Genomic DNA, 26,168 nt, shown 5'->3' with positions numbered 1-26,168 from the left:
GGGAGCGGAGGCGCGGCGAGTATAACGACTCAGGCCGTGTCCGCCCTGAGCATGTCCACGTGCGGGATGCCGTCTTCGAGATAGGGTGCGGAGATGACGCGGAAGCCGAGCGACTCGTAGAAGTGCTGCAGGTGCTGCTGGCCCGACAGGAACACGGCCTGGCCGGGGTAATGTAGTCCGCATGCACGCAGGCCTTCGAGCATGATCCGTCGGCCCAGTTCACGACCGCGCGCCGGGGCGGCGACGACGAGCCGACCGATCGCCGGATGCGCGTTCTTCAGGCCCGGTGGCAGCAGGCGCAGATAGGCGCGCAGCTCCCCGTCCGCATCGAAGCCGCACAGGTGGCGACACTGCGGATCGAGACCGTCGATGTCCGGATACGCGCAATTCTGCTCGACGACGAAGATGTCGGAGCGGAGCTTGAGGAAGGCATACAGCGTGTCGGCGTCGAGTTCCGGCCACTCGTACCAGCGCCAGTGCACGGTCATCAGTTTCGTTGGAAGTCGTAGAGATTGCCCAGCTTGAGCAGGCGCGTGAGCCGGTCCAGCGCGGTGCGGCTCTCCTCGAGCAGCTGCGGATCGGCGAGGTCGTCGAAGCTCAGGCGGTCGCGGTAGTGACCATCGACCCAGGCACTCAGTTCGGCGTGACGCTCCGGCGTCATCCATGCGGATGGATGGACGCCCGCCCATTCGTTCTCATCGAGCACCACGCGCAGGCGCAGGCAGGCCGGACCGCCGCCGTTGTTCATCGACTGGCGCAGGTCGAAGACATGCACGCCATCGATCGGGTTGGCCGGATCGCCGACGATGCGTTCGATCGCCGCCCAGACCCGCGGATGTTCCTCGCACTCGCGCGCGACGATCAGGCGCATGCCGCCTTCCGGCGGGCACACCAGCTGCGAGTTGAACAGGTACGAGGACACCACTTCGTCGATGTCGAGTTCGGCGGCCGGAATCTCGACGAACACCGGGCGCCGGTCGCCGTGGAAGTGGGTGCAGACCCATGCGCGCAGCGCCTGCGGATCGACGAAGGCCTGTTCGTGGTAGAGCAGTACCTCGCGATTGCCGACGGCGATGACGTCGTTGTGGAACACGCCGCGGTCGATCGCTTCGGGACGTTGCTGGGCGAAGAACGTCGCGGGCACGGACAGTTCGTGCAGCCGCGCGACCGCCGCGCTGGCCGCATGCGTCTGCCGCGCGGGGTAGCGCGTGGGCGCGGGCTCGGCGTCGCCGCCGCGGCCATAGACGAAGAGCTCCAGGCCGGGCGCGCCGTACTGCGCGCACAGCCGCGTGTGATTGGCTGCGCCTTCGTCGCCCAGCGCGGGCGTCGCCGGCAGCGGCGGGTGGTGCGCGAACAGGCTCGGGTCGGGAAAGATCGCCTTGAGGATGCGCGCGGTGGTCTCGGCCTCGATCGCACGGTGCAGATTCGCGCACAGGTTGGCCGGCGTGAAGTGCACGCGGCCATCGGCACAGTCGGCGCTCGGTGACACCGTCGCCGCATTGGCCGCCCACATCGCCGAGGCCGACGACACCGCGGCGAGCAGACCCGGCGCGTCTCGCCGCACCTTGGCCAGGACTTGCGCATCCGTGCCGGTGAAACCGAGACGGCGCAGCGTCGGCAGATGCGGGCGCTCCTGTGGCGGCAGCAGACCCTGCGCGAGCCCGAGATCGGCCAGCGCGCGCATCTTCATCAGTCCCTGACGCGCGGCTTCGCGCGGGTTCGACACCGCACTGGCGTTGCGCGCCGACGCGACGTTGCCGAACGACAGGCCGGCGTAGTTGTGGGTCGGGCCGACGAGGCCGTCGAAGTTGGCTTCGATCGCGGTGCTCATCGCCGTCTCACAGGCGCACGCCGGGCGGCAGCGCGGACGGCAGGACGCTGTGTGGCGCCTCGGCGCTGGCCATCGGATACGCGCAGTAGTCCGCCGCGTAGTACGCGCTCGGCCGGTGGTTGCCGCTGGCGCCGATGCCACCAAATGGATAGCCGCTCGACGCGCCGGTGGTCGGCCGGTTCCAGTTGACGATGCCGGCACGGATGCGCCGCCAGAAGCGTTCGTACTCGGCCTCGTCGTCGCCGATCAGCCCGGCGGCGAGGCCGTAGCGCGTGCGGTTGGCGCCGTCGATCGCGGCGTCGAAGTCGCGGTAGCGATAGACCTGCAGCAGCGGGCCGAAGTGCTCCTCGTCGGGCACGTCGCGCGCATCGCTGACGTCGATCAGCCCGGGCGACAGGAAGGCCGCACCGGCATCGAGCCGGCGCAGCGGCAGCAGGCTGCGTGCGCCGCCGGCGAGCAGGCGCTCCTGCGCGGTCAGTATCGACTGCGCGGCGGCCGGACCGACGACCGGTCCGAGATAGGGCGCCGGGTCCGCATCCCAGCGATCGACACGCAGCGCGCCGGCGACCTCGACGAGGCGCTTGAGGAAGTCGTCGCCCCAGGCGTCCGCCGGCACGAACAGGCGGCGCGCGCAGGTGCAGCGCTGACCGGAGGTGATGAAGGCCGACTGGATCACGTCGAGCACCGCGGCGTCACGGTCGGCGACCGGACGCAGGATCAGCGGATTGTTGCCGCCCATCTCCAGCGCGAGGATGCGGCGCGTGTCGGCGGCGAACTGGCGGTGCAGCAGGCTGCCGGTGCGCCAGCTGCCGGTGAAGTACAGTCCGTCCAGCTCGGCGTGTGCAGCGATCGCCTCGCCGGTCGCGCGCGCGCCCTGCAGCAGATTGAGCACGCCGGGCGGCAGCCCGGCATGCTGCCACAGGCGCACGGTCAGCTCCGCGGTCGCCGGCGTCTGCTCGCTGGGCTTGAACAGCACGGTATTGCCGGCGAGCAGGGCCGGCACGATGTGGCCGTTGGGCAGGTGGCCCGGGAAGTTGTACGGGCCGAACACGGCGACGACGCCGTGCGGGCGGTGGCGCAGTACATGACGGCCGAAGTCGGTCGGCTGTTCCTGCATGCCGGTGCGTTCGTGCCAGGCGCGGATCGAGATCGCGATCTTGCCGATCATCGCGGTGACTTCGGTGCGTGCCTCCCACAGCGGCTTGCCGACTTCCTCGGCGATGCAGCGTGCCAGCGTCTCGGCTTCGCGCCGGAGCGCGTCGGCGAAGGCTTGCGCGACCGCCTCGCGTTCGGCGACGTCGCGGTCGGCCCATGCGGCAAATGCGCGTCGCGCGGCGCGGAAGGCCTCGTCCACGTCCTCGGCATCCGCAGCCTGGCCCTGCCAGATGCGGTGCAGGTCGTGCGGCGCGAGGCGCTCGAAAGCCGCGCCGCGGCCCGCGCGCCAGTGGCCGTCGATGTGGAGGTGTCCGGTCAGCACGAGAGTCTCCGGTCAGAGCGCGACGACGCGGGCGCCGTCGCCGGGAGCGAGTTTCAGCGCCTGCGCCAGTTCGGCTGGAAGCAGCAGCCGATCGCGTTGCGGCATGAGTGGTGCGAGCGCGCAGCGGAAGTCGGCGAGCCGGCCATTGGCGATCAGGTGTGGCGTGGCGCCGGCCGTGACTTCGCCGATCTGCACCGGCAGGCTGCGGGCGCGGCGGATCGAGCGGATTTCGCCGGTCGGCGCCTCGACCGCGGGGCCGCCGTCGAAGATGTCGATGTAGCCCTGGTAGCGGAAGCCTTCCTGTTCGAGCAGGCGCAGCGCCGGCGCCGTGTGCGGATGCACTTTGCCCATGACCGCCTGCGCCTCGGCCGGCAGCAGAACCGTGTAGATCGGGTGCTTGGGCATCAGCTCCGCGATGCAGGCCTTGTTGCCCTGGCCGACGATGTGCTCGGCATCGTCGTATTCGATGCTGAAGAAATGCCGGCCCAGGCCCTCCCAGAACGGCGAGCGGCCGGCATCGTCGGAGACGCCGCGCATCTCGGCGATCACCTTTTCGGCGAAGCGTTCGCGGAAGCCGGCGATGAACAGGAAGCGCGACTTCGACAGCAGATGCCCGACTCCCTCGGCGCGGAAGTCCGGCGACAGGTACAGCGAGCACAGCACGCTGGCGCCGGTCAGGTCGTTCGACAGGTACAGCGTCGGCACGCGGCTGTAGACGTCGAGCGTGCGGCTGGCATGCACGGTGAGGCCGACGTGGTAGTTGTAGAACGGCTCGTCGAGACCGCAGGCGGCCTCGATCGCGCAGCAGCCCCCCACCGTGCCGGTGTCGGTCTCCTCGAGCACGAACATGTAACGCTGGTGGCCAGGCCGACGCACGTCCTCGGCGAAGGACTGCAGCGAGCGCTCGATCTTGCCGCGCAGCGTCTCGCGCTCCGGCGGCAGCGAGGTGAAGCCGGCGCCGGCGCTGCGCGCCATGCGCAGCAGCGCGTCGAGATCGTCGGCGCGGATCGGGCGGATGACCTTCATCGCATCAGCTCCACGACAAATCCCCGCTGGCCAGGCGCAGCAGTAGCAGCGCCGAGAGCTTCGCACGTTCGGTCAGGGACGACACGCGCATGCGTTCGGCGTCCGAGTGGATGTCGCGACCGACCACGCCGAGGTTGTCCACGTTGGGCAGGCCGTAGGCGGCGAGGTTGTTGCCGTCGCAGCAGCCGCCGGTCGGCTTGAACGCGAGTGGTGTGCCGAGCGCGCGTCCGCAGTCGGCGAGCAGGTCCATCAGGCGCTGCTGGCGTGCATCGACGAGCTTGGGCGGTCGCGTGAAGCCGCCGCGCAGTTCGCAGCGGATGCCGTCGCGCTGCGCGTGCGCGAGGATCCGGTCGAGCCGGCCCTGTACCCAATGCGCATCGTCGGCCTGCGCGGTGCGCACGTTGAACTTGAACACGCACAGGTCCGGCACGACGTTGAGCGGGCCGCCGCCGTGGACATACCCCGCGTTGAACGTCACGCCGTCGCGCTCGCCGTTGAGCCGATCGACCGCGGCGATCACCTCGGCCGCCGCGCGCAGCGCGTTGCGCCCGGCTTCCGGATTGCGGCCGGCGTGCGCGGCGATCCCATGCACGATCACGTCGAAATTGCCGCTGCCCTTGCGCGCGCCGGCGAGGCTGCCGTCGGGCAGCGACGGTTCATAGACGAGGCCGAGGCGGTTGCGGGCCGCGGCTTCCTTGAGCAGCGGGTCGGAACCTTGCGAGCCGATCTCCTCGTCGGGATTGAGCAGCACCTCCCAGCCGATGCGCTCGCGCCAGGGGCTGCGTTCCAGTGCGGCCAGCGCCGCCCACATCACCAGCAGCCCGCCCTTGAGATCGGCAACACCGGGACCGTGCAAGAGGTCGTCGCCGTCGGCGCGCACGGTCTGGAACGGGTGATCGGCCGGATAGACGGTGTCGAGATGGCCGCCGAGGAAGATCTGCAGCGGTGCGTCCGGCCGCTGGCGCAGGCGCAGTGCCGGTGCGATGGGCGTCTCGCACAGCGCACCGGCATCGTCGGTCGTGCGCAGCGGCGGCAGCTCGATCCATTCGTGGCGGCATCCCAGCGGCGCGAACCGTGCGCGCATCTGCTCGCCGACCGCGCGCACACCGGCGCGGTTGAAGCTGCCGGAATTCTGGCTGGCGAGGCGCACGAGCGCCTCGCGCAGCTCCGGCAGCTGCACATCGATCCACGCCAGCAATGGAGAAAAGTCCTCTCGCATCGGCCTGACCGCTTCTGTTCTAATGAGTCTAATCGTGTCTCGTGACCAGAAGTGTGCGCATGAGGAAATTCCTCCCATGGGGCTTGATGTCGCTGCTCGCGGCCCTGGTCTGCTGGCCCGCCTGGGCCGCCGATCAGGCCCTGTGGGAGAAATCGACGCTCCACCAGATCCTCAAGCGCGGCGAGCTGCGGGTCGGGCTCGAAGCGGGCTACATGCCCTTCGAGATGCGCGACAAGAAGGGCGAGATCATCGGCTTCGACGTCGATCTGGCGCGGTTGATGGCCAAGACCATGGGCGTCAAGTTGACGCTGGTCAACACGCAGTGGGACGGCATCATCCCGGCGCTGCTGACCGACAAGTTCGACCTGCTGATGGGCGGCATGACGATCACCGCGGAACGCAATCTGAAGGTGAACTTCACCGATCCTTACATCACCATAGGCCAGTCGGTGTTGCTCAACCGCAGGCTCGCCGGCACCGTGACGGTGTACGGCCAGCTCGACGATCCGCGCTACACGATCGCGACCAAGCTCGGCACGACCGGCGACATCGCCGCCCGCCGCTTCATGCCCAAGGCGCGCATCAAGAACTTCGAGACCGAGGCCGAGGCGACGATGGAGGTGCGCAGCGGCCGCGCCGATGCCTTCGTCTATGACCTGCCGTACAACATCGTCTATGCGGCACAGTTCCCCGACGCGCTGGTGCATCTCAAGGAACCGTTCACGCGCGAGGCGCTGGGCTGGGCGGTGCGCAAGGGCGATCCCGACTTTCTCAACTGGCTGAACAACTTCCTGCGCCAGATCCGCGACGACGGCGTGTACGACGCGCTGTACCGCAAGTGGTTCGAGAGCACGGCCTGGCTGGCCAACGTGAGCGGCTGATGCGCCGCGCCGGCTGGTATGCGCTGTACGCGGCGGTGATCGGTGCGTTGGCGTGGGGCATCCACGCGGCCGGCCAGCGCGTCGATTACAGCTGGCACTGGGAGCGCGTGCCGCAGTACGTCGTCAGCTTCGACGGCGAGGAGATCAAGGCACCGTTCGATGGCTTCGTCGCGCTGGAGAACGACGGCCGGACGATCCGCCTCAACGCCTTGCGCACGGCGGAGTCGGCGAGTCTGACCGACTTCGATCGCTTGATCGTCGGCGACGGCGATCTGGTCTTCGAGGGCGACGTGCTGGCGATCCGCAACGGCATCGCGCCCGGGCCGCTGGCCTGGGGCTTGTGGCTGACGCTGAAGCTGTCGGCGCTGGCGCTGCTGTTCGCGCTGGCCATCGGCCTGGTGGCCGGGCTGGGCCGCGTCGCCACCAATCCGGCCGCGCGCGCGCTGGCGGCGACCTATGTCGAGCTGATCCGGGGCACACCGCTGCTGGTGCAGATCTTCATCTTCTATTTCTTCGTCGGCACGGTGCTCGACCTGTCGGCCTTTACCGCCGGCGTCGCCGCGCTGGCGGTGTTCACCGGGGCCTATGTCGCCGAGATCGTGCGCGCCGGCATCGAGGCGGTGCCGCGCGGGCAGATGGAAGCGGCGCGCAGCCTGGGGCTTTCGTATCCGCAGGCGATGCGCCACGTGATCCTGCCGCAGGCTCTTAAGAAGTCGCTGCCGCCGCTCGCCGGTCAGTTCATCAACCTGATCAAGGATTCGTCGCTGGTGTCGGTGATGGCGCTGACCGACCTGACCAAGGCCGGCCGCGAGGTGGTCAGTTCCACGTTCAGCCCCTTCGAGGTCTGGTTCACGGTCGCGGCGATGTATCTGGTGCTGACCGGCGCGCTGTCGCTGTGGGTGCGGCGCCTGGAACGGAAGTTCGCGCATGACTGAGACGCTGATCGAGGTGCGTGGCGTCTCGAAGACCTATGCCAACGGCGTCGTCGCGCTGCGCGACGTGTCGCTGACGGTGGCCAAGGGCGAGGTGGTGTGCATCGTCGGGCCGAGCGGATCCGGGAAATCGACGCTGCTGCGCACGCTCAACGCACTGGAGCCGATCACACACGGCGAGATCCACGTCCTCGGCGAGGCGGTGCACGATCCGCGCACCAACCTGAACCGCCTGCGCAGTCATGTCGGCATGGTGTTCCAGGCCTTCAACCTGTTCCCGCACCGCACCGTGCTCGACAACCTGACTCTCGCGCCGCGGGTGGTCGGTCGCCTGCACCAGGCTGCGGCGCGCGAGCGCGCGCTGCACCTGCTCGACAAGGTCGGACTGGCCGACAAGCGCGACCAGCATCCGGGCCAGCTGTCCGGCGGCCAGCAGCAGCGCGTCGCCATCGCGCGGGCGCTGGCGATGAATCCGTCGATCATGCTGTTCGACGAGCCGACCAGCGCGCTCGACCCGGAGAAGGTCAACGAAGTCCTCGACGTGATGAAGGACCTCGCCGCCGAAGGCATGACCATGTGTGTCGTGACCCACGAAATGGGCTTTGCCCGCGCGGTCGCCGACCGCGTCGTGTTCATGGAAGCGGGCGAGATCGCCCATGTCGATGTGCCGGAGCGGTTCTTCGGTCCGCAGGCACCGCCACGTCTGCGCGAATTCCTCGGCCAGATCCTGCATGGCTGAGGCGGGCGCAGCGGGCGGCGGTCCGGCCGCCCGCTGCGCGATACGGATGTCTCAGCCGCCGACGCCGACCACGGGCTTGCCCAGCGTGGTCCACTCGTGCATCGAGCCGTCGTACAGCCGCGCCTTGCGGTTGCCGAGGATTTCGCTCTGGATGAACCACATGCCCGAGGCCATGTGTCCGGTGTTGCAGTAGCTGATGCTGGGCGCATCCACTTTCACGTCCTGCGCCTTCATCACGTAACGGTATTCGTCCGCGCTCAGGAAGGTCTGCGCGGGGCCGGCAGCCTTGAAGCGCACGTCGGTCGGATAGTTCTTCGCGCCGGCGACGTGGCCTCCGGCGAGCACCGCCGGCTTCTTGTAGCTCAGACCCAGGTACTGCGGCAGCGGCCGCGCATCGATCAGCTGGACCTTCTTCTTCGCTGCGGCTTCGACGTCCGCGGTGTCTGCGATCAGGTCGGTGCGTGCATCGGCGGCTTCCCAGTTGCCGCGCGTAACGCTCGCCGCGGCGGTCGTCACCGGGTTGCCGGCGGCGAGCCAGGCGGCGACGCCGCCGTCCAGCACCGCCATGTTGTCCTCGCCATAGACCTTCAGCGACCAGTACAGGCGCGTGGCTTCCTCGACCTGGCCGGCATCGTCGCCGGTGGAGGCGATCACGATAGGCATGCCCTTGTTCAAGCCGGCAGCCTGCATGATGTCCTGGAACTCGGTCTTGCCCGGCAGCATCTTGGTGATCTTCTTGCCATCGACTTCGCGATCGACGCGGATCTTGTTGAAGTCCACCGGAAGCGAGCCTTCGATGCGGCCGCCGACCGAGGTGAGTTTCTTCTGGCCGGTCTTGGCGTCGGTTTCGAACTCGGGCTCGGCGGTGAAGGTCTTGAGGTCGTCGCGCACGTCGAGGACGACGACCTCGTTCAGATGATCCTTGAGCCAGGACGCGCTGACGACCGGACCGGGCAATGGCGTTTCGGCGAAGGCGGGCAGGGCCAGCAGGCCCGCCAGCACGGCGCCGCTCAGCTTGACAGGGTTGAACAGCTTCATGAGGGTTCTCCGAGGGTGAGGGCGTGTTTCATGGCTGCTGAAGCAGGCGCTCGATGCGACGGACCTGCTGCTCCAGGGAAATGCGTGCGTCACTGAGGACCTCCGTGCGGCGGTCTTCGAGGAAGCCTGGCCGCGCGCGCGCGATGCGCGCATCGCGTGCGTGGACGACGCGGGCGATGGTCGGCGCGAACAGCGTGACCAGGGCTCTGAGCCAGCGATGCACCGGCAGCAGACGGCGTGGGCGTTCCATCCGGAAGCGTTGCAGATGACCGAGGACCACCGGCGCGGATTGCAGCCGTTCGTCGGTGACCCAGCGATTGGTCGTGAACAGGCGCAGCGGCAGGCCCACGGGGTTCACGGCAATGCCGAGCAGGTGCGTCGCGGCCCGCTCCGGACCGGTGTGGCGGAACAGATGGAAATGACCGTGCTCACCGCGCGGGCAACGCGGATGCGTGTGGTAGTAGTAGCGGTAACGATGCGCCTCGTCCACTGCGTCGGCGGCGGGATAGTGAGTCCAGTGCGTGACCGGCGCGTCGCCGACCAGCAGGCCGGGTACGGTCGTTCCGCGGCGTGCGAGCCGCGTGGTGATGTCCATCAGCTGCGCAGCCGCCCGTGCGGCACCGGTCAGGGCGCGTCGCGATTCCCATTCGACCGTTGCGGCGCGCATCGGCGCGGCTCAGCCGCCGACGGCGCAGGGGCTCTTGCGCTTTTTCTTCTTCGGCGCGCAGGGGCTGGACGGCCGTTCCTTGTCGTCGGCGGATTCGTTGCCGGACGCCGGCTTGCCGGGCGTCGCGTCGGGCGCGCTCGTCGCCTGCGGCGTCCCGGCCGGGTCTTCGGCCTGCGCCGCAGGCAGTGCGGCGACGCTGCCCAGCGCCAGCAGCAGGCCGCCGAGCGATGCGGAGAGACGAGTCGAGGGAGGCTTCTTCACTGGAAACTCCGCGCCGCGGCGGTGTGCGGCAGGGTCGGTGCAGCGGTGGAACGGGACGGCCCGGCCGTTGCCGGCGCACGCGTGAACCAGGCCACCGCCGCGAAGACGGCGCCGAGCGCGATCAGGATCAGCCAGTCCGGCACGCCGAGCAGTTCGGATACGGTTTGCGCTTCGGGACCCGGCAGCGCTTCCATCAGCGGTTCGACCCAGCGGTAGGCGCCGGCGAAACCGATCGTCCCGAACAGGATGCCGAGGAAGAACACCAGACCGTCGATGCGTCCGGACATGAAGCTGACCACCGAGGTGCCGGGGCAGTAGCCGCCGATCGCCATGCCGGCGCCGACGCCGACGCCGCCGAGCAGCGTGGCCCAGAAATAGGTGGTGGGGATGAAGATGTCCTCCTTGGCCATCAGCCCGAGCAGCTGCAGCAGCCACAGACCGGTCGCGGCCACCAGGATCGCGGTGAACATGACCTTGAACACGGCCCAGTCGGTGAAGCGCAGCTGCGCCGTGAGCTTGCAGCCGCTGGCGAAGCCGGCGCGCTCCAGCGCGAAGCCGAAGATGCCGCCGCAGAGGAGGCCGGACACCGGGCCGCTGAAATCGAACGGGAGCGTCATTGCCAGTACCTCTTCATGAGCAGGCCGAAGGCCGCACCGGTGGCGAAGAATCCGATCAGGAACAGGAAGCCCGCGGAGGCCAGCGTCGCCGCGCCGGACAGGCCCAGGCCACTGGTGCAGCCCAGTGACAGGCGTGCACCGAAGCCGGCGATCGCGCCGCCGATCACGGCGAGCAGCAGGCGGCGGGCGATGGACAGGCGGGTGGGGCCGTCGATGGTCCAGCGGAAGCGGCCCGCGCTGATCGCGCCGACCAGCGCGCCAATGGCGACGCCAATGACCTGCCAGGTGATCCACAGATCGAACAGACTGCTGTCCTCGACCATCGGGCCGAAGTAGGGATTGGCCTCGGTGGCGGCCGGGGCGATCACGTGGCTGGCACTCGCGGCCAGGGAGGTCGAAAAGCCACTGGCACCCAGGCCATGGCCGGTCAGGATGAACGTGAGCAGCAAGCCCAGGCCGAGCAGGACGCCGGCCGCGTAAGGATTCCAAAGGGGTTTGGGCATGCCATTCATGCAGCGCTCCCGCCGTCCATTGCGGCACCGGGTTGATCGAATGCTCTCCTCCGTCGGGGTTGGATACCCCTGCGGGTACCGGTGTTGTACACCCGTGAGGTGCCCCCGTCAATCGGCGTGGGACCGTGACAACGATCAGCGGGTCGTGGCAGCGCGGCCGGCAAGGGCACGGGCGGGCGCGGCGGTCCGTTCGAGCAGCTCGCCGAAGTGGGACAGCAGGCGATCCGGGCGGGTCGCCTCGATCGGCGTGCTGCCGTTGTAGCCATAGGGCACGGCCCAGAAGCGGATGCCGGAATTGCGCGCGGTCTGCGCATCGACGCCGGAGTCGCCGACCAGCACGGTGCGTCCGGCCGTGGTGCCGTGCCAGGCGAGGCAGTGCCGAACCGGTTTCGCGCTGGGTTTGCGGTCGTCGAGCGAGTCGCCCGAGATCACCGGGTCGAAGAAGCCCTGCAGGTCGTGGCGGCGCAGCACCTGCGCGGTGAAGCGTGCCTCCTTGTTGGTCAGCAGGGCCATGCGCTGGCCGCGTGCGCACAGTGCATCGAGCGTCGCGCGCACGCCGGGAAACGGCTCGCCGGTCGTGCCGCAGCGCTGGCCATGGAAGAAGTCGAAGCGCCGCATCAGCGGATCGAGCAGGGCGTCGATGTCGGTCCGGTCGGCGAAGTCGCCGGGCTGGGCGAGCAGCGCGCGCTTCAGGGTCGCGCGCGCGCCGTGTCCGATCCAGGTGCGGATGTGCGCCGGATCGCGCGCGGCCAGTCCGGCTTCGGCGAGCACGTCGTTGACCGTATCCGCGATCTCCGGTGCGGTATCGACCAGCGTGCCGTCGAGATCGAAGATCAGCAGTTCGACGTCGTCCATCTCAGGCGCGCCGCTTGAGATCCATCAGGCGCAGGATCATCGGTGTCAGGATCAGCTGCAATGCCAGCCCCATCTTGCCCCCGGGCACGACGATCGAGTTCGGTCGGCTCATCCACGAGTCGTGCAGCATCGACAGCAGGTAGGGAAAGTCGATGCCATGAGGGTCGGCGAAGCGGATGATCACCATGCTCTCGTCGGCACTGGGGATGTCCTTGGCGATGAACGGGTTGGAGGTGTCCACCGTCGGCACGCGCTGGAAGTTGACGTGCGTGCGCGAGAACTGCGGGCAGATGTGGTTCACGTAGTCCGGCATGCGCCGCAGGATCGTATCGACGACGGCCTCGTGCGAATAGCCGCGCTCGCCCTTGTCGCGGTGCAGTTTCTGGATCCATTCGAGATTGATGATCGGCACGACGCCGATCAGCAGATCGACATGGCGGGCGACGTCGTACTGTGTATCCGCGTAGCCGCCGTGCAGGCCTTCGTAGAACAGCAGGTCAGTGCCCGGCTCGTTGTCCTGCCAGGGCGTGAACGTGCCGGGCTCCTGGCCCGAGGCGGCCGCTTCGGCGTCGTTGTGGACATAGTGGCGCAACCTGCAGCGGCCGCTCTCGCCATACTGGACGAAGGTCTGCTCCAGCTCAGCGATCAGGTTCGCTTCGGGCCCGAAATGGCTGAAGTGGCGCTGGCCCTTCTTCTCGGCGTCCTTCTGCGCGGTGCGCATCGCCTTGCGGTCGTAGCGATGAAAGGCATCGCCCTCGATGACGGTGGCCTTGAGTTTCTCGCGGCGGAAGATGTGCTCGAAGCTGTGCATGACCGTGGATGTGCCGGCGCCGGACGAGCCGGTCACCGCGACGATCGGATGCTTGACGGACATCGGCGCGTCCTCAGGCCTGCGCGCGGTACAGCGAGCGGTCGCGGAACAGCGGCGAGAAGTACGGCTTGTCGGTGCCGTTGTCGTATTCGGCGTGATAGCGCGCGATGCGTTCGACTTCGTGCCTGGAGCCGAGGATCACCGGGACACGCTGGTGCAGGGATTCCGGACGCACGTCCAGCAGCCGTTGCCGTCCGGTCGTGGCCGCGCCGCCGGCCTGCTCGACGACGAGCGCGATCGGACTGGCCTCGTACATCAGGCGCAGGCGGCCGGGCTTGCCCGGGTCCTTGTAGTCGCGCGGGTACATGAATACGCCGCCGCGCATCAGCACGCGGTGGATGTCGGCGACCATCGACGCGATCCAGCGCATGTTGAAATCGCGGCCGCGGATGCCGCTGGCGCCGGCCTTGCACTCGGCGACGTAGCGCTGCACCGGCGGCTCCCAGAAGCGCTCGTTGCTGGTGTTGATCGCGAATTCGCTGCTGTCCTCGGGGATGCGGATGTCCGGGTGCGTGAGCACGAAGTTGCCGACTTCGCGGTCGAGCGTGAAGCCGTGCGTGCCCTTGCCGACGGTCAGCACCAGCATCGTCGCGGGACCATAGATCGCGTAACCGGCGGCGACCTGCTGCGCGCCGGGCTGCAGGAAATCGGCCGGAGTCGGTGCGTCCGCATGCGGATGCCTGAGCACCGAGAAGATCGTGCCGACGGCGACGTTCATCGCGACGTTCGACGAGCCGTCGAGCGGATCGAATACCAGCAGATACGGGCCGCGCTGTACGTCGGGTGGAATCCCGATCGGCTGCGCGTGTTCCTCCGACGCCATGCCGGCGACCAGGCCGCCCCATTCGCAGTGCTCGATCATCAGCGTGTCGGCGAGCAGGTCGAGCTGCATCTGCCGCTCGCCGTGCACGTTGTCGCCGCCGGCGTAGCCGTGGCCCCCTTCGAGCGCGCCCTTGGCGGTTGCTGCGGCGATGGCCTTGATCGCCGCTGCGATGTCCACCAGCAGGCCGGCGAGCTGGCCCTGGTCCGTCTGGCCGTGCAGCTGGTCGATCAGGAACTTGGAGAGCGTGGTGCGACCGCTGCGCATGCGCATGACCATGGTCAGTCCTTCAATGGGTGGTTGCGGCAGAGAACACGCGCGAGGCGCGCAGGTCGCTTTCGGCGAGCAGGCTCAGGGCCTGCGCGTCCAGCGTCGCGCCTGCGCCGGCCTGTGCGAACAGGCGATTGGCCTGGCGCAGGCGCGCGCGGTCGAGCGCGTTGCGGATCGAGCGCGCGTTGGCGAAGTGGGGCTGTCGGCGGCGCAGTCCGATGTATTCGCGCAGCGCGGCTTCGCCGGGCGCGTCGAGACGGTAGTGCATCTGGCCGAGCATGGTCTGCGCGATCTGGAACAGTTCGTCGTCGCCGTAATCGGGGAAGTCGATGTGATGCGCGATGCGCGAGGACAGGCCCGGGTTCGAGCGGAAGAAGGTGTCCATGCGGTCCTTGTAGCCGGCGAGGATGACGACGAGGTCGTCGCGCTGATTCTCCATCACCTGCAGCAGGATCTCGATCGCCTCCTGGCCATAGTCGCGCTCGTTCTCCGGGCGATACAGGTAGTACGCCTCGTCGATGAACAGCACGCCGCCCAGCGCGCGCTTGAGCACTTCCTTGGTCTTGGGCGCGGTGTGCCCGATGTACTGGCCGACGAGGTCGTCGCGCGTGACGGTGACCAGGTGGCCTTTGCGGATGTAGCCGAGGCGGTGAAGGATGTCTGCCATGCGCGTCGCCACCGTGGTCTTGCCGGTACCCGGATTGCCGGTGAAGCACATGTGCAGGGATGGCGGCTGCGCGTCGAGGCCGAGCTGCTTGCGCGCCTTGGACACCAGCAGCAGCGCGGCGATCTCGCGGATGCGCTGCTTGACCGGCGCGAGGCCGATCAGTTCGCGGTCGAGCTGGTCGAGCACCGGCATCACATCGGCCTCGCGCAGCAGCGCGTGCAGGTCGATCCGTGCGTCGGCGGACGTCGTGGGGAGGTCGTCGGCCATCAGTAGCGCTCGCCTTCGGGCCGCGCCGCGGCGTAGCCCTGCACCGTGTAGCGCAGGCTGCGGCCATCGACTTCCTGGCGCACCAGGCCGAAACCCGGTTCCTCCGCGGGGCGCTGGACGAGGAAGCTCATCGCGATCGATTCGACGCCGCGCGTCGAGTCGAAGGCCATCAGGCGGATGTAGTGCCGGGGGAAGGTCTTGCGGCAGCTGCGCACTTCCATCAGCACGCCGGCGGCGTCGTTCAGATCGAACATCGGCATGCCGAACATTTCCCAGTAGGTGTTGCGCGGATGCGGATCGTCGGTGTGCTCGACGCTCCAGGCATAGCCCTGGCGCAGGCCGTATTCGATCTGTGCGCGGATCTCGGCGTCGTTCAGGTCCGGCAGGAAGCCGAACTGGCCCTGGGTGATGCGGCCGGCGGGATTGGTCATCATGCTTTGGTCTCCTAGGCGGCGGTGGCGGTCGGCACGTAGTCGCTCGAATCGGTCGGCGTGTAGTTGAAGCTGATCTCGCCCCAGGTATCGAGCGCGGCCCTGAGCGGCGCGCACCAGCGCGCGGCCTGCTGCAGGATGTCCGGGCCTTCGCGGGCGATGTCGCGGCCTTCGTTGCGCGCCTTGACCATCGCCTCCAGCGCGACGCGATTCGCGGTCGCGCCGGCCTGGATGCCCTGCGGATGGCCGATCGTGCCGCCGCCGAACTGCAGGATCACGTCGTCGCCGAACAGGTCGAGCAGCTGGTGCATCTGGCCGGCGTGGATGCCGCCGGACGCGACTGGCATCACCTTCTTCGTGTCGGCCCAGTCCATGTCGAAGTACAGGCCGCGCGGCAGGTCGATCTTCGTGTAGCTGTCGCGGCAGACGTGGTAGTAGCCCTGCACGGTCAGCGGGTCGCCTTCGAGCTTGCCAACCGCGGTGCCGGCGTGCAGGTGGTCGCAGCCGGCCAGGCGCAGCCACTTGGCGATCACCCGGAACGATACGCCGTGGTTCTTCTGGCGCGTGTAGGTGCCGTGGCCGGCGCGGTGCATGTGCATCAGCATGTCGTTGCGGCGGCACCACTCGGCCATCGACTGGATCGCCGTCCAGCCGATCACCAGATCGACCATGACGATGACGCTGCCGAGCTGCTTGGCGAACTCGGCGCGCTCGTACATCGCCTCCATCGTGCCGGCGGTGACGTTGAGATAGCTGCCCTTGACCTCGCCGGTCGCGGCGGATGCCTTGTTCACCGCGTCCATCACGTAGAGGAAGCGGTCGCGCCAGTGCATGAAGGGCTGCGAGTTGATGTTCTCGTCGTCCTTCATGAAGTCGAGACCGCCCTTGAGGCCCTCGTAGATCACGCGGCCGTAGTTGCGGCCGGACAGGCCCAGCTTGGGCTTGGTCGTCGCGCCCAGCAGCGGGCGGCCGAACTTGTCGAGACGCTCGCGCTCGACGATCAGCCCGGTCGGCGGACCCTTGAAGGTCTTCACGTAGGCCACCGGGATGCGGATGTCCTCCAGCCGGGCGGCCTTGAGCGGTTTGAACGAGAACACGTTGCCGATCAGGCTCGCGGTCATGTTGGCGATCGAGCCCTCCTCGAACAGGATCAGGTCGTAGGCGATGAAGGCGAAAAACTGCTCCGGGTTGTTCGGCACCGGATCGACGCGGTAGGCCTTGGCGCGGTAGCTGTCGCAGGCGGTCAGGCGGTCGGTCCAGACCACGGTCCAGGTCGCGGTCGAGGACTCGCCGGCGACGGCCGCCGCGGCCTCTTCCGGGTCCACGCCGGCCTGCGGCGTGATGCGGAACAGGCAGATCACGTCCGTGTCCCTGGGTTCGTAGTCGGGCTGCCAGTAGCCCATCTGCTTGTACTTGAGGACGCCGGCGTCGTAGCGGCGGCGCGGCAGGTCGGGCTTGTTCATGCGCGGGTCTCACAGGAGGTGCGCGGCCATGCTATGGGGGGTATAGTTCAGTGACTATTCAGAATTTATGACCCACTAGTTAAGTGTTTACTTAATGCTGCACGTCACCATCCGCCAGCTGCAGGTCTTTGCGACCGTCGCGCGCCATCTGAGCTTCGCGCGCGCCGCCGAGGCGCTGCACCTGACGCCGCCGGCGGTGTCGATGCAGATCCGCCAGCTGGAATCCCAGCTGGGCCTGCAGGTGTTCGACCGCAGCGGCGCCAATGTCAGCCTGACGACGGCCGGCGAGTACCTGCTGGTGCATGCGCGGCGCATGCTCGGTTCGCTCAAGGACGCCGAGAACCTGGTCGCGCGCCTGCGCCGCGTCGAGGCCGGGCGCGTCCAGGTCGGCATGCTCGGCACGGCGAAGTATTTCCTGCCGCAGCTGCTGGCCGGCTTCCTGAAAGAGCATCCGGCCGTGGAGCTGGTGCTGATCGAGGGCAACCGCCAGCAGCTCGTCGAACTGCTGCATCGCAACGAGCTGGATCTGGCGATCATGGGCCGGCCGCCGCGCGAGCTGGACACCCGAGCCGAACCCTTCGGCGTGCACCCGCTGGGCATCGTCGCCAGTCCCGAGCACCGGCTGGCGCAGGTCGAGCAAGTGGAGCCGGCGCAGCTGGCGGATCAGCCCTTCATCGTCCGTGAAAGCGGATCGGGTACGCGCATGGTCATGGAGGAATATTTCTCCCACTGGCACTTGAGTCCGCCCGTGGTCATGCGCCTGAACAGCAACGAGACGATCAAGCAGGCGGTGATGGCGGATCTCGGGCTGGGCTTCCTGTCGCTGCACACGACGGCGACGGAGCAACGCCTGGGGACGCTCCGACTGCTGCCGGTCGAGGGTCTGCCGGCGCTGCGCCACTGGCATGTCGCGCACATTCGCGCGCGTACCTTGTCACCGGCGAGCGAGGCGCTGCGCTACTACATCCTCGAACAGGGGCAGGGATTTCTCGCGCGGCAGTTCGGACCGCCGCCGCAGGGTGTGGAAGGTGCGTTCAGCCATACTTGACCAGCAGGTCCGACACCGAGTGCAGCTTGCGGATGACCTTCTCGTTGACGTCCTCGGAACAGGCTTCGACCTCGTAGGCGCAGGCCACGGTGGCGAAGAACGCGCGTTCGAGTGCCTTGCGCGCAGCGGCCATCTGCTGCAGCACCTGCTCGCAGCCTTCCTCGCGCTCGATCATGCCCTGGATGCCACGCAGCTGCCCCTCGATGCGCCGCAGGCGCGCGATCAGGGCTTGCTTGGATTCCTTGCTCGGTTCGAGTGCGGCTGCTTTCATCGGGACACCTTGGACGGCATGCGGCGAGGTGGACAGCGTGGATACCGCTAGGGGTATGATAACCCCGGTATCGAGGAGAGTTCGAAGCCGCCGGGTGCCTGCCGGCTTCGTTCCGGAGGTCGCCGCGACGGCGCCCGGATCCAACAGTAAACGATCTGGCCCGCAGGGGAAACGATGAGCATTGGCAATTTCACACCCATACCGGCCGCGCTGGGCGGCCTGATCATCGGCCTATCGGTGCTGTTGCTGATGCTCGGCGCCGGTCGCATCGCCGGTGTCAGCGGCATGCTCGGCTGCGTGCTCGGCCGGCTGCCGGCCGGCGACCGCAGCTGGCGGCTGTACTTCCTCGGCGGCCTCGTCCTCGGTGGCGTGCTGTACTCGGCATTCGCGGGGCCGGTCGGTCCGCTGCTGTCCGGTGCGCAGCAGCTGTGGCCGGCGATGCTCGGTGCGGCGCTGGTGGGTTTCGGCACGCGCATGGCCAACGGCTGCACGTCCGGTCACGGCATCTGCGGCATCTCGCGCTTCTCGGCGCGCTCGATCGTCGCGACGCTGAGTTTCATGGCCAGCGGCTTCGTGACGGTCTTCGTCGTCCGCCATCTGCTGTGAGGCCCGCGCCCATGAACGGCCGTGACGTCATTTCCCTGTTGTCGGGCACCCTGTTCGGCGTCGGTCTCGCCGTCGCCGGCATGACCGATCCGGACAAGGTCAAGAACTTTCTCGACCTTGCCGGGACCTGGGATCCTTCTCTGTCCTTCGTGATGGGTGCCGCCCTGCTGGTGGTGACACCCGGATACCGGCTGGTCTTCCGCCGGCCCTGGCCGCTGTACGCGGAAAGATTCCAGCTGCCGACCGCGACCGATCTGGACGCGCGCCTGATCGGCGGCTCGGCGATTTTCGGCATCGGTTGGGGCCTGGGCGGTTATTGCCCCGGTCCGGCGGTGACGTCCCTGTCCACGTTCAGCAGCGGCGCGCTGCTGGTGTTCCTGGCGATGGCGGCCGGCATGTTGCTGCATGACCTCACGCTCGGACAGATCGAGCGGCAGAAGGCCAGCGCCAGCTGTCCAGCAGTCTCTGGCTGATTCGGGCGGGATGGCCGGCCGCTGACAAGCCCCGATCAGGTTCAAAGTCTGTCATGCCCGCGTAGGCGGGCATCCCGTCTTCTTGGCAGCATTCCTGGATTCCCGCTTTCGCGGGAATGACCTTAGATGACTCGCCCTATACGCCAGCGAGTTTGTCGAGATAACGCTCGGCGTCGAGCGCGGCCTGGCAGCCGGTGCCGGCGCTGGTGATCGCCTGACGATAGACGTGATCCATCACGTCGCCGGCGGCGAACACGCCGGGGACGCTGGTTGCCGTGGCGTCGCCGTCGGTGCCGGACTTCACCTTCAGGTAGCCGCCGTTCATCTCCAGCTGGCCTTCGAACAGGCCGGTGTTCGGCGAATGGCCGATGGCGATGAACACGCCCTTGAGCGCGATCTCGCGCGTCGCGCCGGTCTTGAGGTTCTTCACGCGCATGCCGGTCACGCCGCTGGCGTCGCCGAGTACCTCGTCGAGCGACGAGTCCCAGATGATCTCGACCTTGCCCTCGGCCGCCTTCTTGAACAGCTTGTCGTGCAGGATCTTCTCGCCCTTGAACCTGTCGCGGCGGTGCACGATGGTGACCTTGTTGGCGATGTTCGCCAGGTACAACGCTTCCTCGACCGCGGTGTTGCCGCCGCCGATCACGGCCACGTCCTGGCCCTTGTAGAAGAAGCCGTCGCAGGTCGCGCAGGCGGACACGCCCTTGCCGCGGAAGGCCGTCTCGCTTTCCAGCCCCAGATACTTCGCGCTGGCGCCGGTGGCGACGATCAGGGCATCGCAGCTGTACTCGCCCTGGTCGCCCTTGAGGCGGAACGGACGGGTCTTCAGATCGACCGCGTTGATGTGGTCGTAGATGAACTGCGTCTCGAAGCGCTCGGCGTGCTTCTGCATGCGCGCCATCAGGTCCGGTCCGAGCAGGCCGTGCACGTCGCCGGGCCAGTTATCGACCTCGGTGGTCGTCATCAGCTGCCCGCCGACTTCCAGGCCGGTGATCATCACCGGCTTGAGATTGGCGCGCGCTGCATAGACCGCAGCGGTGTAGCCGGCAGGGCCGGAGCCGAGAATGATCAGGCGGTGGTGGGTCATGATTTCGTGAGACGTGAGACGTGAGACGTGAGACGTGAGACGTGAGACGTGAGACGTGAGACGTGAGACGTGAGACGTGAGACGTCGTGAGGGCGAGGAGTGAGACGTCTCACGTCTCACCCCTCGCGTCTCACAGCTTTACAGCTTCTCTGCGTTTTTGGCGAGATATTCGGCGACGCCTTCGGTCGTGGCCTTCATGCCGGCATCGCCCTTCTTCCAGCCGGCCGGGCAGACCTCGCCGTGCTGTTCGGTGAACTGCAGCGCGTCGATCAGGCGCAGCGCCTCATCGACGTTGCGGCCCAGCGGCAGGTTGTTGACGGTCGCGTGCTGCACGATGCCCTTCTGGTCGATCAGGAACGTCGCGCGGAAGGCGACGCTGTCCTGGTGCTCGACGCCGAAGGCGCGGGTGATCTCGTGGTTGACGTCGGCGACCAGCGGGAACCGGACCGGCCCGATGCCGCCCTTGTTCACCGGCGTGTTGCGCCAGGCGAAGTGCGAGAAGTGGCTGTCGATCGACACGCCGATGACCTGCACGTTGCGCGCCTCGAACTCCTTGATGCGGTGGTCGTGGGCGATGATCTCGGACGGGCAGACGAAGGTGAAGTCGAGCGGGTAGAAGAACAGCAGGACGTACTTGCCCTTGTAGTCCGACAGCTTGATGTCCTTGAAGCTGCCGTCGGCCATGACGGCGGTGGCCTTGAAGTCGGGGGCGGCGCGGTTGACCAGAGTGCTCATCGTGATTTCCTAAGGGGCTGTGTGAACTGCGTGTGTGAGAATGTCGGCGCAGGCGAACCACCGGCCTGCGAACGGCGTGCATCCTACGAAGGCGGATTCGATAGGTCAAAGCATTTTTCTTGATGCGGGCCATAGACGCGCCCAATGGCTGGAAGTCCTGCGCGACGGGTTGCGCTGTCACGCAGTTTTCATCTCTTGTTCATACACTCACACTGTTTTCTAATGAGATCATGTCGATGCAGGGCAAGTTGATCCTCGTCGTCGAGGATGAGGCGCCGATCCGCGAGATGCTGCGCTTCGCCTTGAACCGGGCGGAGTTCCAGGTCATGGAAGCGTCCTCGGCCCAGGATGCGCGGCTGCGCATTGCCGAGGCACGGCCCGACCTGATCCTGATGGACTGGATGATGCCGGGCACGTCCGGCGTCGAGTTCACCCGCGAACTGAAGTCCCAGCCGGCGACACGCGACATTCCGGTGATCATGGTCACCGCGCGTGCCGAGGAAGAGGACAAGGTGCGCGGTCTCAACATCGGTTGCGACGACTACGTCTCCAAGCCGTTCTCCTACCCGGAACTGATCGCACGCATCCAGGCGGTTCTGCGTCGCGCGCTGCCGGGCGGCGCCGATGAACGACTGACCATCAACGGTCTGGAGGTCGATGCCGCGAGCCAGCGTGTCACCGCGCGCGGTCAGCCGGTGAAGCTCGGACCCACCGAGTACCGCCTGCTGCACTTCTTCGTCAGTCATCCCGAGCGCGTCTATACCCGCGAGCAGGTGCTGGACCGGGTCTGGGGGCAGAACGTCTATGTCGAGGAGCGCACCGTGGACGTGCACATCCGCCGCCTGCGCAAGGCTCTGGAGCCGTTCGGCTATGACGCGATGATCCAGACGGTGCGCGGGTCGGGCTACCGGTTCTCGGACAAGGTCTGAGCGCGATGTCGGACCGGCCGCAGCGCGCCGTGCAGCCGGTCGGGATGGCCGCAGCGCCGCCGCCCGCGCCGGTACTCGAATCCAGGGCGTATTACTGGCGGCGCGAGCTGATTCATCTGGCCGGTTGGGCGATGCTCGGCGGCGGTCTGGGCTGGTTGGCCGACCGGCCGGCCGGCGGCCTTGCGGTGACCTTCGGTCTGTACGCGCTTGCACACACCCGGCGGCTGATCCAGCTGCGCGTGTGGCTGCAGCGGCCCAAGAGCCTGCATCTCCCGGACGCCGGCCGTCTGTGGGGCGAAGTCTTCGACGGCCTGCATGACTTGCAGCGCAAGAACCGCAAGAAGAAGAAGAAGCTCGCGGCGATGCTCGCGGAGTTCCAGGCCTCCACCGCAGCCCTGCCCGACGGTGCGGTGGTGCTGACGCCGAGCGGCGAGATTTCCTGGTTCAACAGCGCGGCGCGCACCCTGCTGGGCCTGCGGCCGCATCAGGACTACGGCATCCGCATCGCCAACCTGATCCGCCACCCGACGTTCTCCGAGTATCTCGAAAAAGGCGATTTCGGCGGCGAGGTCGAGGTGCCTTCGCCGGTCAATCGCGGCAAGACCCTGGCGCTGCGTATCATCCCCTACGGCCGCGAGCAGAAGCTGCTCATCGCACGCGATGTCTCGGAGCGCCAGCTGCTCGATGCGGCACGCCGCGACTTTGTCTCCAACGCGTCGCACGAGCTGCGCACGCCGCTGACGGTGCTGCGCGGCTATCTCGACATGATGGAGCAGGATGCGCAGGGCAATGGCGTGCTCAAGCCCTGGGCCGCGCCGATCGGGGAGATGCGCAGCCAGGCGCTGCGCATGGAGTCGCTGGTCAGCGACATGCTCAAGCTCGCCCGGCTGGAGGCGGGGCGCACGCAGATGCGCGATCACGCAATCAACGCGCCGGCGCTGATCCGGCGTGCCGTCGAGGATGCGCGGCAGCTCTCCAAGGGGCAGCACCGCTTCGAGGTGCAGATCGACGAGCGCCTGCAGCTCACCGGCGGCGAGACCGAGTTCCAGAGCATCGTCGGCAATCTGCTCAGCAACGCCGTGCGCTATACCGCGCCGGGCGGCGTGATCCGTGTCAGCTGGGCGGAACGTCCCGGCGAGGGGGTCTGCCTGAGCGTGGCCGACAGCGGCATCGGCATCGCGCCGGCCGACATTCCGCGCATCACCGAGCGCTTCTACCGCGTCGATGTCGGCCGTTCGCGTGCCAGCGGTGGCACCGGCCTGGGCCTGTCGATCGTCAAGCACGCGCTCGAGGCCTTCGACAGCGAACTGCAGATCGACAGCGAACTGGGTGTCGGCAGCACGTTCAGCTGCGTGTTCCCCGTGCACCGGATGAATCGCAGCGCCGAAGTCGCAACCGCATCGGACGAGAGCCGGCACAAATAGGAAGCCCCGGACGGTGCCGGGGCTCCGCAGCGACCATCCGCGGCCTTCAGCCGAAACGACCCGTGATGTAGTCCTCGGTCTGCGACTGCCGCGGCTTGGTGAAGACCTGGTCGGTGGTGCCGAACTCGATCAGCTCGCCGAGGTACATGAACGCCGAGTAATCGGACGCGCGCGCTGCCTGCTGCATGTTGTGCGTGACGATCGCGATCGTGTAGTCCGCCTTGAGCTGGTAGATCAGTTCCTCGATCTTGGCGGTCGAGATCGGGTCGAGCGCCGAGGTCGGTTCGTCGAGCAGCAGGACCTGCGGGCGCACCGCGATCGAGCGCGCGATGCACAGGCGCTGCTGCTGGCCGCCGGACAAGCCCAGGCCGCTGGCATTGAGCTTGTTCTTGACTTCGTCCCACAGCGCGGTGCGCTTGAGCGCGTCTTCGACGCGGTCGCTCATTTCCGACTTCGGGATCTTCTCGTACAGGCGGATGCCGAAGGCGATGTTGTCGTAGATCGACATCGGGAACGGCGTCGGCTTCTGGAACACCATGCCGACACGCGCGCGCAGCAGGTTGAGGTCGAACTTGGGATCAAGGATGTTCTGGCCGTCGAGCAGGACCTCGCCTTCGGCGCGCTGACCGGGATAGAGGTCGTACATTCGGTTGAGCGTGCGCAGCAGCGTTGACTTGCCGCAGCCGGACGGACCGATGAACGCGGTGACCATGCGGTCGTGCAGCGGCAGCGAGATCGACTTCAGCGCATGGTGCTGGCCGTAGTAGAAATTCAGATTGCGTACCGACACCTTTTCGCGCAGTTGGGCAGGTCGGTTGCCGCTGCTCATCGCGTCGGCGAGGTCCAGGGTCGGGCGCTCTTTCATGGCGGTCATGGCGTTGGCCGTGGTGGTTTGCATTTCGTTCATCGCTCGGAGGCCTTCACGGAGGACAGCGATCGGGCAATGATGTTGAGGGCCAGTACGGTCAGCGTGATCAGAAGCGCGCCGACCCAGGCGAGCCGCTGCCAGTCCTCGTAGGGCGACAGCGCGAACTGGAAGATGACCACCGGCAGGTTGGCCATCGGCGCATTCATGTTGGTGCTCCAGAACTGGTTGTTCAGAGAGGTGAACAGCAGCGGCGCGGTTTCGCCGCTGATGCGTGCCACCGCGAGGATCGTGCCGGTGATCAGGCCGGCCCGTGCCGCGCGGTAACACACCTGCTGGATCACGAGCCAGCGCGGCGCACCGAGCGCAGACGCCGCCTCGCGCAGGCTGTCGGGCACCAGCAGCAGCATGTCCTCGGTCGTGCGCACCACCACCGGCATCACCAGGATCGCCAGGGCGACGCAGCCGGCCCAGGCCGAGAAATGGCCCATCGGCTTGACCATGATCTCGTACACGAACAGGCCGACGACGATCGACGGCGCCGACAGCAGCACGTCGTTGATGAAGCGGACGGTGGTGGTCAGCTTGGTGTTGCGGCCGTATTCGGCCATGTAGGTGCCGGCGAGGATGCCGAGCGGCGTGCCGATCAGCGTGCCGACGATGGTCTGGATCAGGCTGCCGGAGATGGCGTTGAGCAGCCCGCCGTCGCTGCCCGGCGGCGGCGTCATCTGCGTGAAGACGTGCGTGGTCAGGCCGCCGAAGCCCTTGACGAACAGCGTCGCCAGGATCCAGGTGAGTGCGACCAGCGCCGAGAGCGCGGCAATGCTCGAAAGAACCATCGCCACCTTGTGTGCGCGCTTGCGGCGCGCGTACAGCGTCAACATGGCGGTGTCCATCAGCTGCCCTCCCTCTGCTTGAGTCGCAGCAGCAGATAGCGGGCGGCGGCAAGGACGATGAACGTGATCATGAACAGGATCAGGCCCAGCGCGATCAGCGACGAGGTGTACAGCACGCCGTCGGCCTCGGTGAACTCGTTGGCGATGCTGGCCGAGATCGTCGTGCCGGGAGCGAGCAGCGAGGACTTGATGCGGTGTGCGTTGCCGATGACGAAGGTCACCGCCATGGTTTCGCCCAGCGCGCGGCCCAGGCCGAGCATCACTCCGCCGATCACGCCGGTGCGGGTGTAGGGCAGCACGACGTAGCGCACGACCTCCCAGGTGGTGCAGCCCAGGCCGTAGGCGGACTCCTTGAGCATCGGCGGCACGGTCTCGAACACGTCGCGCGTGATCGCGGTGATGAAGGGCAGCACCATGATGCTCAGGATCAGGCCGGCGGTGAGCACGCCGATGCCGTAGGGCGGTCCGGCGAACAGGGTTTCGAGGACCGGGATGCCGTCGGTGAGCTGGATCAGGGCAGGCTGGATCCATTGCTGCAGGATCGGCGCCAGCACGAACAGGCCCCAGATGCCGTAGATGATACTGGGAATGCCGGCGAGCAGCTCGACGGCGATGCCGATCGGCCGCTTGAGCGGACGCGGGCAGAGTTCGGTCAGGAAGATGGCGATGCCGATACTCAGCGGCACGCCGATCAGCATCGCGATCAGCGAGGTTACGATGGTGCCGTAGATTGGCGCGGCGGCACCGAACGTCTCGGTGACCGGATTCCAGGATTCGGTGTACAGGAAGGGCAGGCCGAAGGTCTTGAGCGCCGGCCAGGCGCCCTCGATCAGCGCCACGATCACGCCGCCGAGCAGCACCAGGACGGCGATCGCGGCGATGCGGGTCAAGGAGCGCAGCACCGCGTCGAGTACGCGATTGCGGCGCACGACGGACGAGTCGGCCAGGGACGTCAGGGTGTCAACGGCAGCGTTCAAGCAATCCCCCGCA

At 67.5% G+C, this 26,168-nt stretch carries 30 protein-coding genes; 8 read left to right on the top strand and 22 right to left on the bottom strand.

The genetic code is table 11. The features are described from left to right. Positions 1-29: 29 nt before the first annotated feature. From AAG565_RS00365 to AAG565_RS00345, 5 genes are read right to left on the bottom strand one after another with little or no spacing between them, the layout of a single operon-like run. A complete protein-coding gene (locus AAG565_RS00365; RefSeq protein WP_348817542.1) occupies positions 30-488 on the bottom strand; it encodes a GNAT family N-acetyltransferase in 459 nt (152 codons plus the stop codon). Beyond that, positions 488-1,831 carry an N-succinylarginine dihydrolase gene (astB, locus tag AAG565_RS00360; RefSeq protein WP_348817541.1) on the bottom strand — a complete coding sequence of 448 codons (1,344 nt, stop codon included), beginning with the start codon at positions 1,829-1,831 and terminating at the stop codon, positions 488-490. The genes AAG565_RS00365 and astB overlap by 1 nt, the downstream gene beginning before the upstream one ends. Before the next feature lie 7 nt (positions 1,832-1,838). Next, positions 1,839-3,308, bottom strand: coding sequence for a succinylglutamate-semialdehyde dehydrogenase (gene astD, locus AAG565_RS00355; RefSeq protein WP_348817540.1), 1,470 nt, complete (start codon positions 3,306-3,308; stop codon positions 1,839-1,841). A gap of 12 nt (positions 3,309-3,320) precedes the next feature. Beyond that, positions 3,321-4,334 (bottom strand): arginine N-succinyltransferase, encoded by a 1,014-nt coding sequence (astA, locus tag AAG565_RS00350; RefSeq protein WP_348817539.1) that lies wholly within the window; start codon positions 4,332-4,334, stop codon positions 3,321-3,323. A 4-nt stretch (positions 4,335-4,338) separates the two neighbouring features. After that, positions 4,339-5,553, bottom strand: coding sequence for a hydrolase (locus AAG565_RS00345; protein WP_348817538.1), 1,215 nt, complete (start codon positions 5,551-5,553; stop codon positions 4,339-4,341). Positions 5,554-5,612: 59 nt separating this feature from the next. Between AAG565_RS00345 and AAG565_RS00340 the strand changes: the two genes are divergently transcribed. Genes AAG565_RS00340 through AAG565_RS00330 form a run of 3 tightly spaced genes read left to right on the top strand, consistent with a single transcriptional unit; the run spans position 5,613 to position 8,105 of the window. Then, positions 5,613-6,434, top strand: coding sequence for a transporter substrate-binding domain-containing protein (locus tag AAG565_RS00340; RefSeq protein ID WP_348817537.1), 822 nt, complete (start codon positions 5,613-5,615; stop codon positions 6,432-6,434). Continuing rightward, the gene (locus AAG565_RS00335) at positions 6,434-7,369 is read left to right on the top strand and encodes an amino acid ABC transporter permease (RefSeq protein WP_348817536.1); all 936 of its coding nucleotides are present in this window, start codon (positions 6,434-6,436) and stop codon (positions 7,367-7,369) included. The genes AAG565_RS00340 and AAG565_RS00335 overlap by 1 nt, the downstream gene beginning before the upstream one ends. Then, the gene (locus AAG565_RS00330) at positions 7,362-8,105 is read left to right on the top strand and encodes an amino acid ABC transporter ATP-binding protein (protein WP_348817535.1); all 744 of its coding nucleotides are present in this window, start codon (positions 7,362-7,364) and stop codon (positions 8,103-8,105) included. Before AAG565_RS00335 ends, AAG565_RS00330 begins: the two co-directional genes overlap by 8 nt. A 51-nt stretch (positions 8,106-8,156) precedes the next feature. On the opposite strand, the gene AAG565_RS00325 is transcribed toward AAG565_RS00330, so the two are convergent. The 11 genes from AAG565_RS00325 to AAG565_RS00275 form a co-directional block, all read right to left on the bottom strand. Then, positions 8,157-9,143, bottom strand: a complete 987-nt coding sequence (locus tag AAG565_RS00325; protein WP_348817534.1) for a rhodanese-like domain-containing protein — start codon at positions 9,141-9,143, stop codon at positions 8,157-8,159. Between the two features lie 28 nt (positions 9,144-9,171). Then, positions 9,172-9,810: a hypothetical protein gene (locus tag AAG565_RS00320; protein WP_348817533.1), complete on the bottom strand. Its 639-nt coding sequence runs from the start codon at positions 9,808-9,810 to the stop codon at positions 9,172-9,174. Positions 9,811-9,819: 9 nt separating this feature from the next. After that, on the bottom strand, positions 9,820-10,071 hold the full coding sequence (locus AAG565_RS00315) for a hypothetical protein (RefSeq protein ID WP_348817532.1): 252 nt from the start codon (positions 10,069-10,071) through the stop codon (positions 9,820-9,822). Further along, entirely contained in the window at positions 10,068-10,688 is a 621-nt protein-coding gene (locus tag AAG565_RS00310) for a YeeE/YedE thiosulfate transporter family protein (RefSeq protein ID WP_348817531.1), read from the bottom strand. The genes AAG565_RS00315 and AAG565_RS00310 overlap by 4 nt, the downstream gene beginning before the upstream one ends. Further along, on the bottom strand, positions 10,685-11,191 hold the full coding sequence (locus AAG565_RS00305) for a YeeE/YedE thiosulfate transporter family protein (protein WP_348817530.1): 507 nt from the start codon (positions 11,189-11,191) through the stop codon (positions 10,685-10,687). Before AAG565_RS00305 ends, AAG565_RS00310 begins: the two co-directional genes overlap by 4 nt. Positions 11,192-11,335: 144 nt before the next feature. After that, positions 11,336-12,055 carry an HAD hydrolase-like protein gene (locus AAG565_RS00300; RefSeq protein WP_348817529.1) on the bottom strand — a complete coding sequence of 240 codons (720 nt, stop codon included), beginning with the start codon at positions 12,053-12,055 and terminating at the stop codon, positions 11,336-11,338. 1 nt (position 12,056) lies between these two features. Beyond that, entirely contained in the window at positions 12,057-12,929 is an 873-nt protein-coding gene (locus AAG565_RS00295; protein ID WP_348817528.1) for a phosphoribulokinase, read from the bottom strand. A 10-nt stretch (positions 12,930-12,939) separates the two neighbouring features. Beyond that, positions 12,940-14,013, bottom strand: coding sequence for a class 1 fructose-bisphosphatase (locus AAG565_RS00290; RefSeq protein ID WP_348817707.1), 1,074 nt, complete (start codon positions 14,011-14,013; stop codon positions 12,940-12,942). Between the two features lie 22 nt (positions 14,014-14,035). Then, positions 14,036-14,950, bottom strand: coding sequence for a CbbX protein (gene cbbX / locus AAG565_RS00285; RefSeq protein WP_348817527.1), 915 nt, complete (start codon positions 14,948-14,950; stop codon positions 14,036-14,038). Then, entirely contained in the window at positions 14,950-15,384 is a 435-nt protein-coding gene (locus tag AAG565_RS00280; RefSeq protein WP_348817526.1) for a ribulose bisphosphate carboxylase small subunit, read from the bottom strand. Before AAG565_RS00280 ends, cbbX begins: the two co-directional genes overlap by 1 nt. Positions 15,385-15,395: 11 nt before the next feature. Continuing rightward, positions 15,396-16,844, bottom strand: coding sequence for a form I ribulose bisphosphate carboxylase large subunit (locus AAG565_RS00275; protein WP_348817525.1), 1,449 nt, complete (start codon positions 16,842-16,844; stop codon positions 15,396-15,398). Positions 16,845-16,938: 94 nt separating this feature from the next. On the opposite strand from AAG565_RS00275, the gene AAG565_RS00270 reads away from it, so the two are divergent. After that, the gene (locus AAG565_RS00270) at positions 16,939-17,892 is read left to right on the top strand and encodes a LysR family transcriptional regulator (RefSeq protein WP_348817524.1); all 954 of its coding nucleotides are present in this window, start codon (positions 16,939-16,941) and stop codon (positions 17,890-17,892) included. On the opposite strand, the gene AAG565_RS00265 is transcribed toward AAG565_RS00270, so the two are convergent. Then, positions 17,879-18,163, bottom strand: coding sequence for a metal-sensitive transcriptional regulator (locus AAG565_RS00265; RefSeq protein WP_348817523.1), 285 nt, complete (start codon positions 18,161-18,163; stop codon positions 17,879-17,881). The genes AAG565_RS00270 and AAG565_RS00265 overlap by 14 nt on opposite strands. Before the next feature lie 174 nt (positions 18,164-18,337). Between AAG565_RS00265 and AAG565_RS00260 the strand changes: the two genes are divergently transcribed. Both AAG565_RS00260 and AAG565_RS00255 read left to right on the top strand, forming a co-directional pair. Next, positions 18,338-18,769 (top strand): YeeE/YedE family protein, encoded by a 432-nt coding sequence (locus AAG565_RS00260; RefSeq protein ID WP_348817522.1) that lies wholly within the window; start codon positions 18,338-18,340, stop codon positions 18,767-18,769. An 11-nt stretch (positions 18,770-18,780) separates the two neighbouring features. Beyond that, on the top strand, positions 18,781-19,242 hold the full coding sequence (locus tag AAG565_RS00255; protein ID WP_348817521.1) for a YeeE/YedE family protein: 462 nt from the start codon (positions 18,781-18,783) through the stop codon (positions 19,240-19,242). Positions 19,243-19,378: 136 nt separating this feature from the next. Here the strand turns inward: AAG565_RS00255 and trxB are convergent, their stop codons facing one another. Beyond that, a complete protein-coding gene (gene trxB, locus AAG565_RS00250) occupies positions 19,379-20,329 on the bottom strand; it encodes a thioredoxin-disulfide reductase (RefSeq protein WP_348817520.1) in 951 nt (316 codons plus the stop codon). Between the two features lie 138 nt (positions 20,330-20,467). Then, a complete protein-coding gene (locus tag AAG565_RS00245; protein ID WP_348817519.1) occupies positions 20,468-21,064 on the bottom strand; it encodes a peroxiredoxin in 597 nt (198 codons plus the stop codon). A gap of 236 nt (positions 21,065-21,300) precedes the next feature. Between AAG565_RS00245 and phoB the strand changes: the two genes are divergently transcribed. Then, positions 21,301-21,993: a phosphate regulon transcriptional regulator PhoB gene (gene phoB / locus AAG565_RS00240; RefSeq protein ID WP_348817706.1), complete on the top strand. Its 693-nt coding sequence runs from the start codon at positions 21,301-21,303 to the stop codon at positions 21,991-21,993. Between the two features lie 5 nt (positions 21,994-21,998). Beyond that, complete coding sequence (phoR, locus tag AAG565_RS00235) at positions 21,999-23,417, top strand: phosphate regulon sensor histidine kinase PhoR (RefSeq protein ID WP_348817518.1); 1,419 nt, start codon at positions 21,999-22,001, stop codon at positions 23,415-23,417. Between the two features lie 46 nt (positions 23,418-23,463). Here phoR and pstB read toward each other — a convergent pair whose 3' ends face one another. From pstB to pstC, 3 genes are all read right to left on the bottom strand, one after another. Beyond that, positions 23,464-24,246 (bottom strand): phosphate ABC transporter ATP-binding protein PstB, encoded by a 783-nt coding sequence (gene pstB / locus AAG565_RS00230; protein WP_348817705.1) that lies wholly within the window; start codon positions 24,244-24,246, stop codon positions 23,464-23,466. A 74-nt stretch (positions 24,247-24,320) separates the two neighbouring features. Then, a complete protein-coding gene (gene pstA, locus AAG565_RS00225) occupies positions 24,321-25,178 on the bottom strand; it encodes a phosphate ABC transporter permease PstA (RefSeq protein WP_348817517.1) in 858 nt (285 codons plus the stop codon). After that, positions 25,178-26,155 carry a phosphate ABC transporter permease subunit PstC gene (gene pstC / locus AAG565_RS00220; RefSeq protein WP_348817516.1) on the bottom strand — a complete coding sequence of 326 codons (978 nt, stop codon included), beginning with the start codon at positions 26,153-26,155 and terminating at the stop codon, positions 25,178-25,180. The genes pstA and pstC overlap by 1 nt, the downstream gene beginning before the upstream one ends. Positions 26,156-26,168: the final 13 nt, after the last annotated feature.

Source organism: Fontimonas sp. SYSU GA230001 (genome assembly GCF_040066175.1).
GTDB lineage: Bacteria > Pseudomonadota > Gammaproteobacteria > Nevskiales > Nevskiaceae > Solimonas.
This window is presented reverse-complemented; position numbering and strand designations above follow the sequence as displayed.

Coding starts and splice junctions, on each gene's coding strand:
- AAG565_RS00365 (WP_348817542.1), bottom strand. CDS start 488: ATGACCGTGCACTGGCGCTGGTACGAGTGGCCGGAACTCGACGCCGAC.
- astB (WP_348817541.1), bottom strand. CDS start 1,831: ATGAGCACCGCGATCGAAGCCAACTTCGACGGCCTCGTCGGCCCGACC.
- astA (WP_348817539.1), bottom strand. CDS start 4,334: ATGAAGGTCATCCGCCCGATCCGCGCCGACGATCTCGACGCGCTGCTG.
- AAG565_RS00345 (WP_348817538.1), bottom strand. CDS start 5,553: ATGCGAGAGGACTTTTCTCCATTGCTGGCGTGGATCGATGTGCAGCTG.
- AAG565_RS00340 (WP_348817537.1), top strand. CDS start 5,613: ATGAGGAAATTCCTCCCATGGGGCTTGATGTCGCTGCTCGCGGCCCTG.
- AAG565_RS00335 (WP_348817536.1), top strand. CDS start 6,434: ATGCGCCGCGCCGGCTGGTATGCGCTGTACGCGGCGGTGATCGGTGCG.
- AAG565_RS00330 (WP_348817535.1), top strand. CDS start 7,362: ATGACTGAGACGCTGATCGAGGTGCGTGGCGTCTCGAAGACCTATGCC.
- AAG565_RS00325 (WP_348817534.1), bottom strand. CDS start 9,143: ATGAAGCTGTTCAACCCTGTCAAGCTGAGCGGCGCCGTGCTGGCGGGC.
- AAG565_RS00320 (WP_348817533.1), bottom strand. CDS start 9,810: ATGCGCGCCGCAACGGTCGAATGGGAATCGCGACGCGCCCTGACCGGT.
- AAG565_RS00310 (WP_348817531.1), bottom strand. CDS start 10,688: ATGACGCTCCCGTTCGATTTCAGCGGCCCGGTGTCCGGCCTCCTCTGC.
- AAG565_RS00305 (WP_348817530.1), bottom strand. CDS start 11,191: ATGCCCAAACCCCTTTGGAATCCTTACGCGGCCGGCGTCCTGCTCGGC.
- AAG565_RS00300 (WP_348817529.1), bottom strand. CDS start 12,055: ATGGACGACGTCGAACTGCTGATCTTCGATCTCGACGGCACGCTGGTC.
- AAG565_RS00295 (WP_348817528.1), bottom strand. CDS start 12,929: ATGTCCGTCAAGCATCCGATCGTCGCGGTGACCGGCTCGTCCGGCGCC.
- AAG565_RS00290 (WP_348817707.1), bottom strand. CDS start 14,013: ATGCGCAGCGGTCGCACCACGCTCTCCAAGTTCCTGATCGACCAGCTG.
- cbbX (WP_348817527.1), bottom strand. CDS start 14,950: ATGGCCGACGACCTCCCCACGACGTCCGCCGACGCACGGATCGACCTG.
- AAG565_RS00280 (WP_348817526.1), bottom strand. CDS start 15,384: ATGATGACCAATCCCGCCGGCCGCATCACCCAGGGCCAGTTCGGCTTC.
- AAG565_RS00275 (WP_348817525.1), bottom strand. CDS start 16,844: ATGAACAAGCCCGACCTGCCGCGCCGCCGCTACGACGCCGGCGTCCTC.
- AAG565_RS00270 (WP_348817524.1), top strand. CDS start 16,939: ATGCTGCACGTCACCATCCGCCAGCTGCAGGTCTTTGCGACCGTCGCG.
- AAG565_RS00265 (WP_348817523.1), bottom strand. CDS start 18,163: ATGAAAGCAGCCGCACTCGAACCGAGCAAGGAATCCAAGCAAGCCCTG.
- AAG565_RS00260 (WP_348817522.1), top strand. CDS start 18,338: ATGAGCATTGGCAATTTCACACCCATACCGGCCGCGCTGGGCGGCCTG.
- AAG565_RS00255 (WP_348817521.1), top strand. CDS start 18,781: ATGAACGGCCGTGACGTCATTTCCCTGTTGTCGGGCACCCTGTTCGGC.
- trxB (WP_348817520.1), bottom strand. CDS start 20,329: ATGACCCACCACCGCCTGATCATTCTCGGCTCCGGCCCTGCCGGCTAC.
- AAG565_RS00245 (WP_348817519.1), bottom strand. CDS start 21,064: ATGAGCACTCTGGTCAACCGCGCCGCCCCCGACTTCAAGGCCACCGCC.
- phoB (WP_348817706.1), top strand. CDS start 21,301: ATGCAGGGCAAGTTGATCCTCGTCGTCGAGGATGAGGCGCCGATCCGC.
- phoR (WP_348817518.1), top strand. CDS start 21,999: ATGTCGGACCGGCCGCAGCGCGCCGTGCAGCCGGTCGGGATGGCCGCA.
- pstB (WP_348817705.1), bottom strand. CDS start 24,246: ATGAGCAGCGGCAACCGACCTGCCCAACTGCGCGAAAAGGTGTCGGTA.
- pstA (WP_348817517.1), bottom strand. CDS start 25,178: ATGGACACCGCCATGTTGACGCTGTACGCGCGCCGCAAGCGCGCACAC.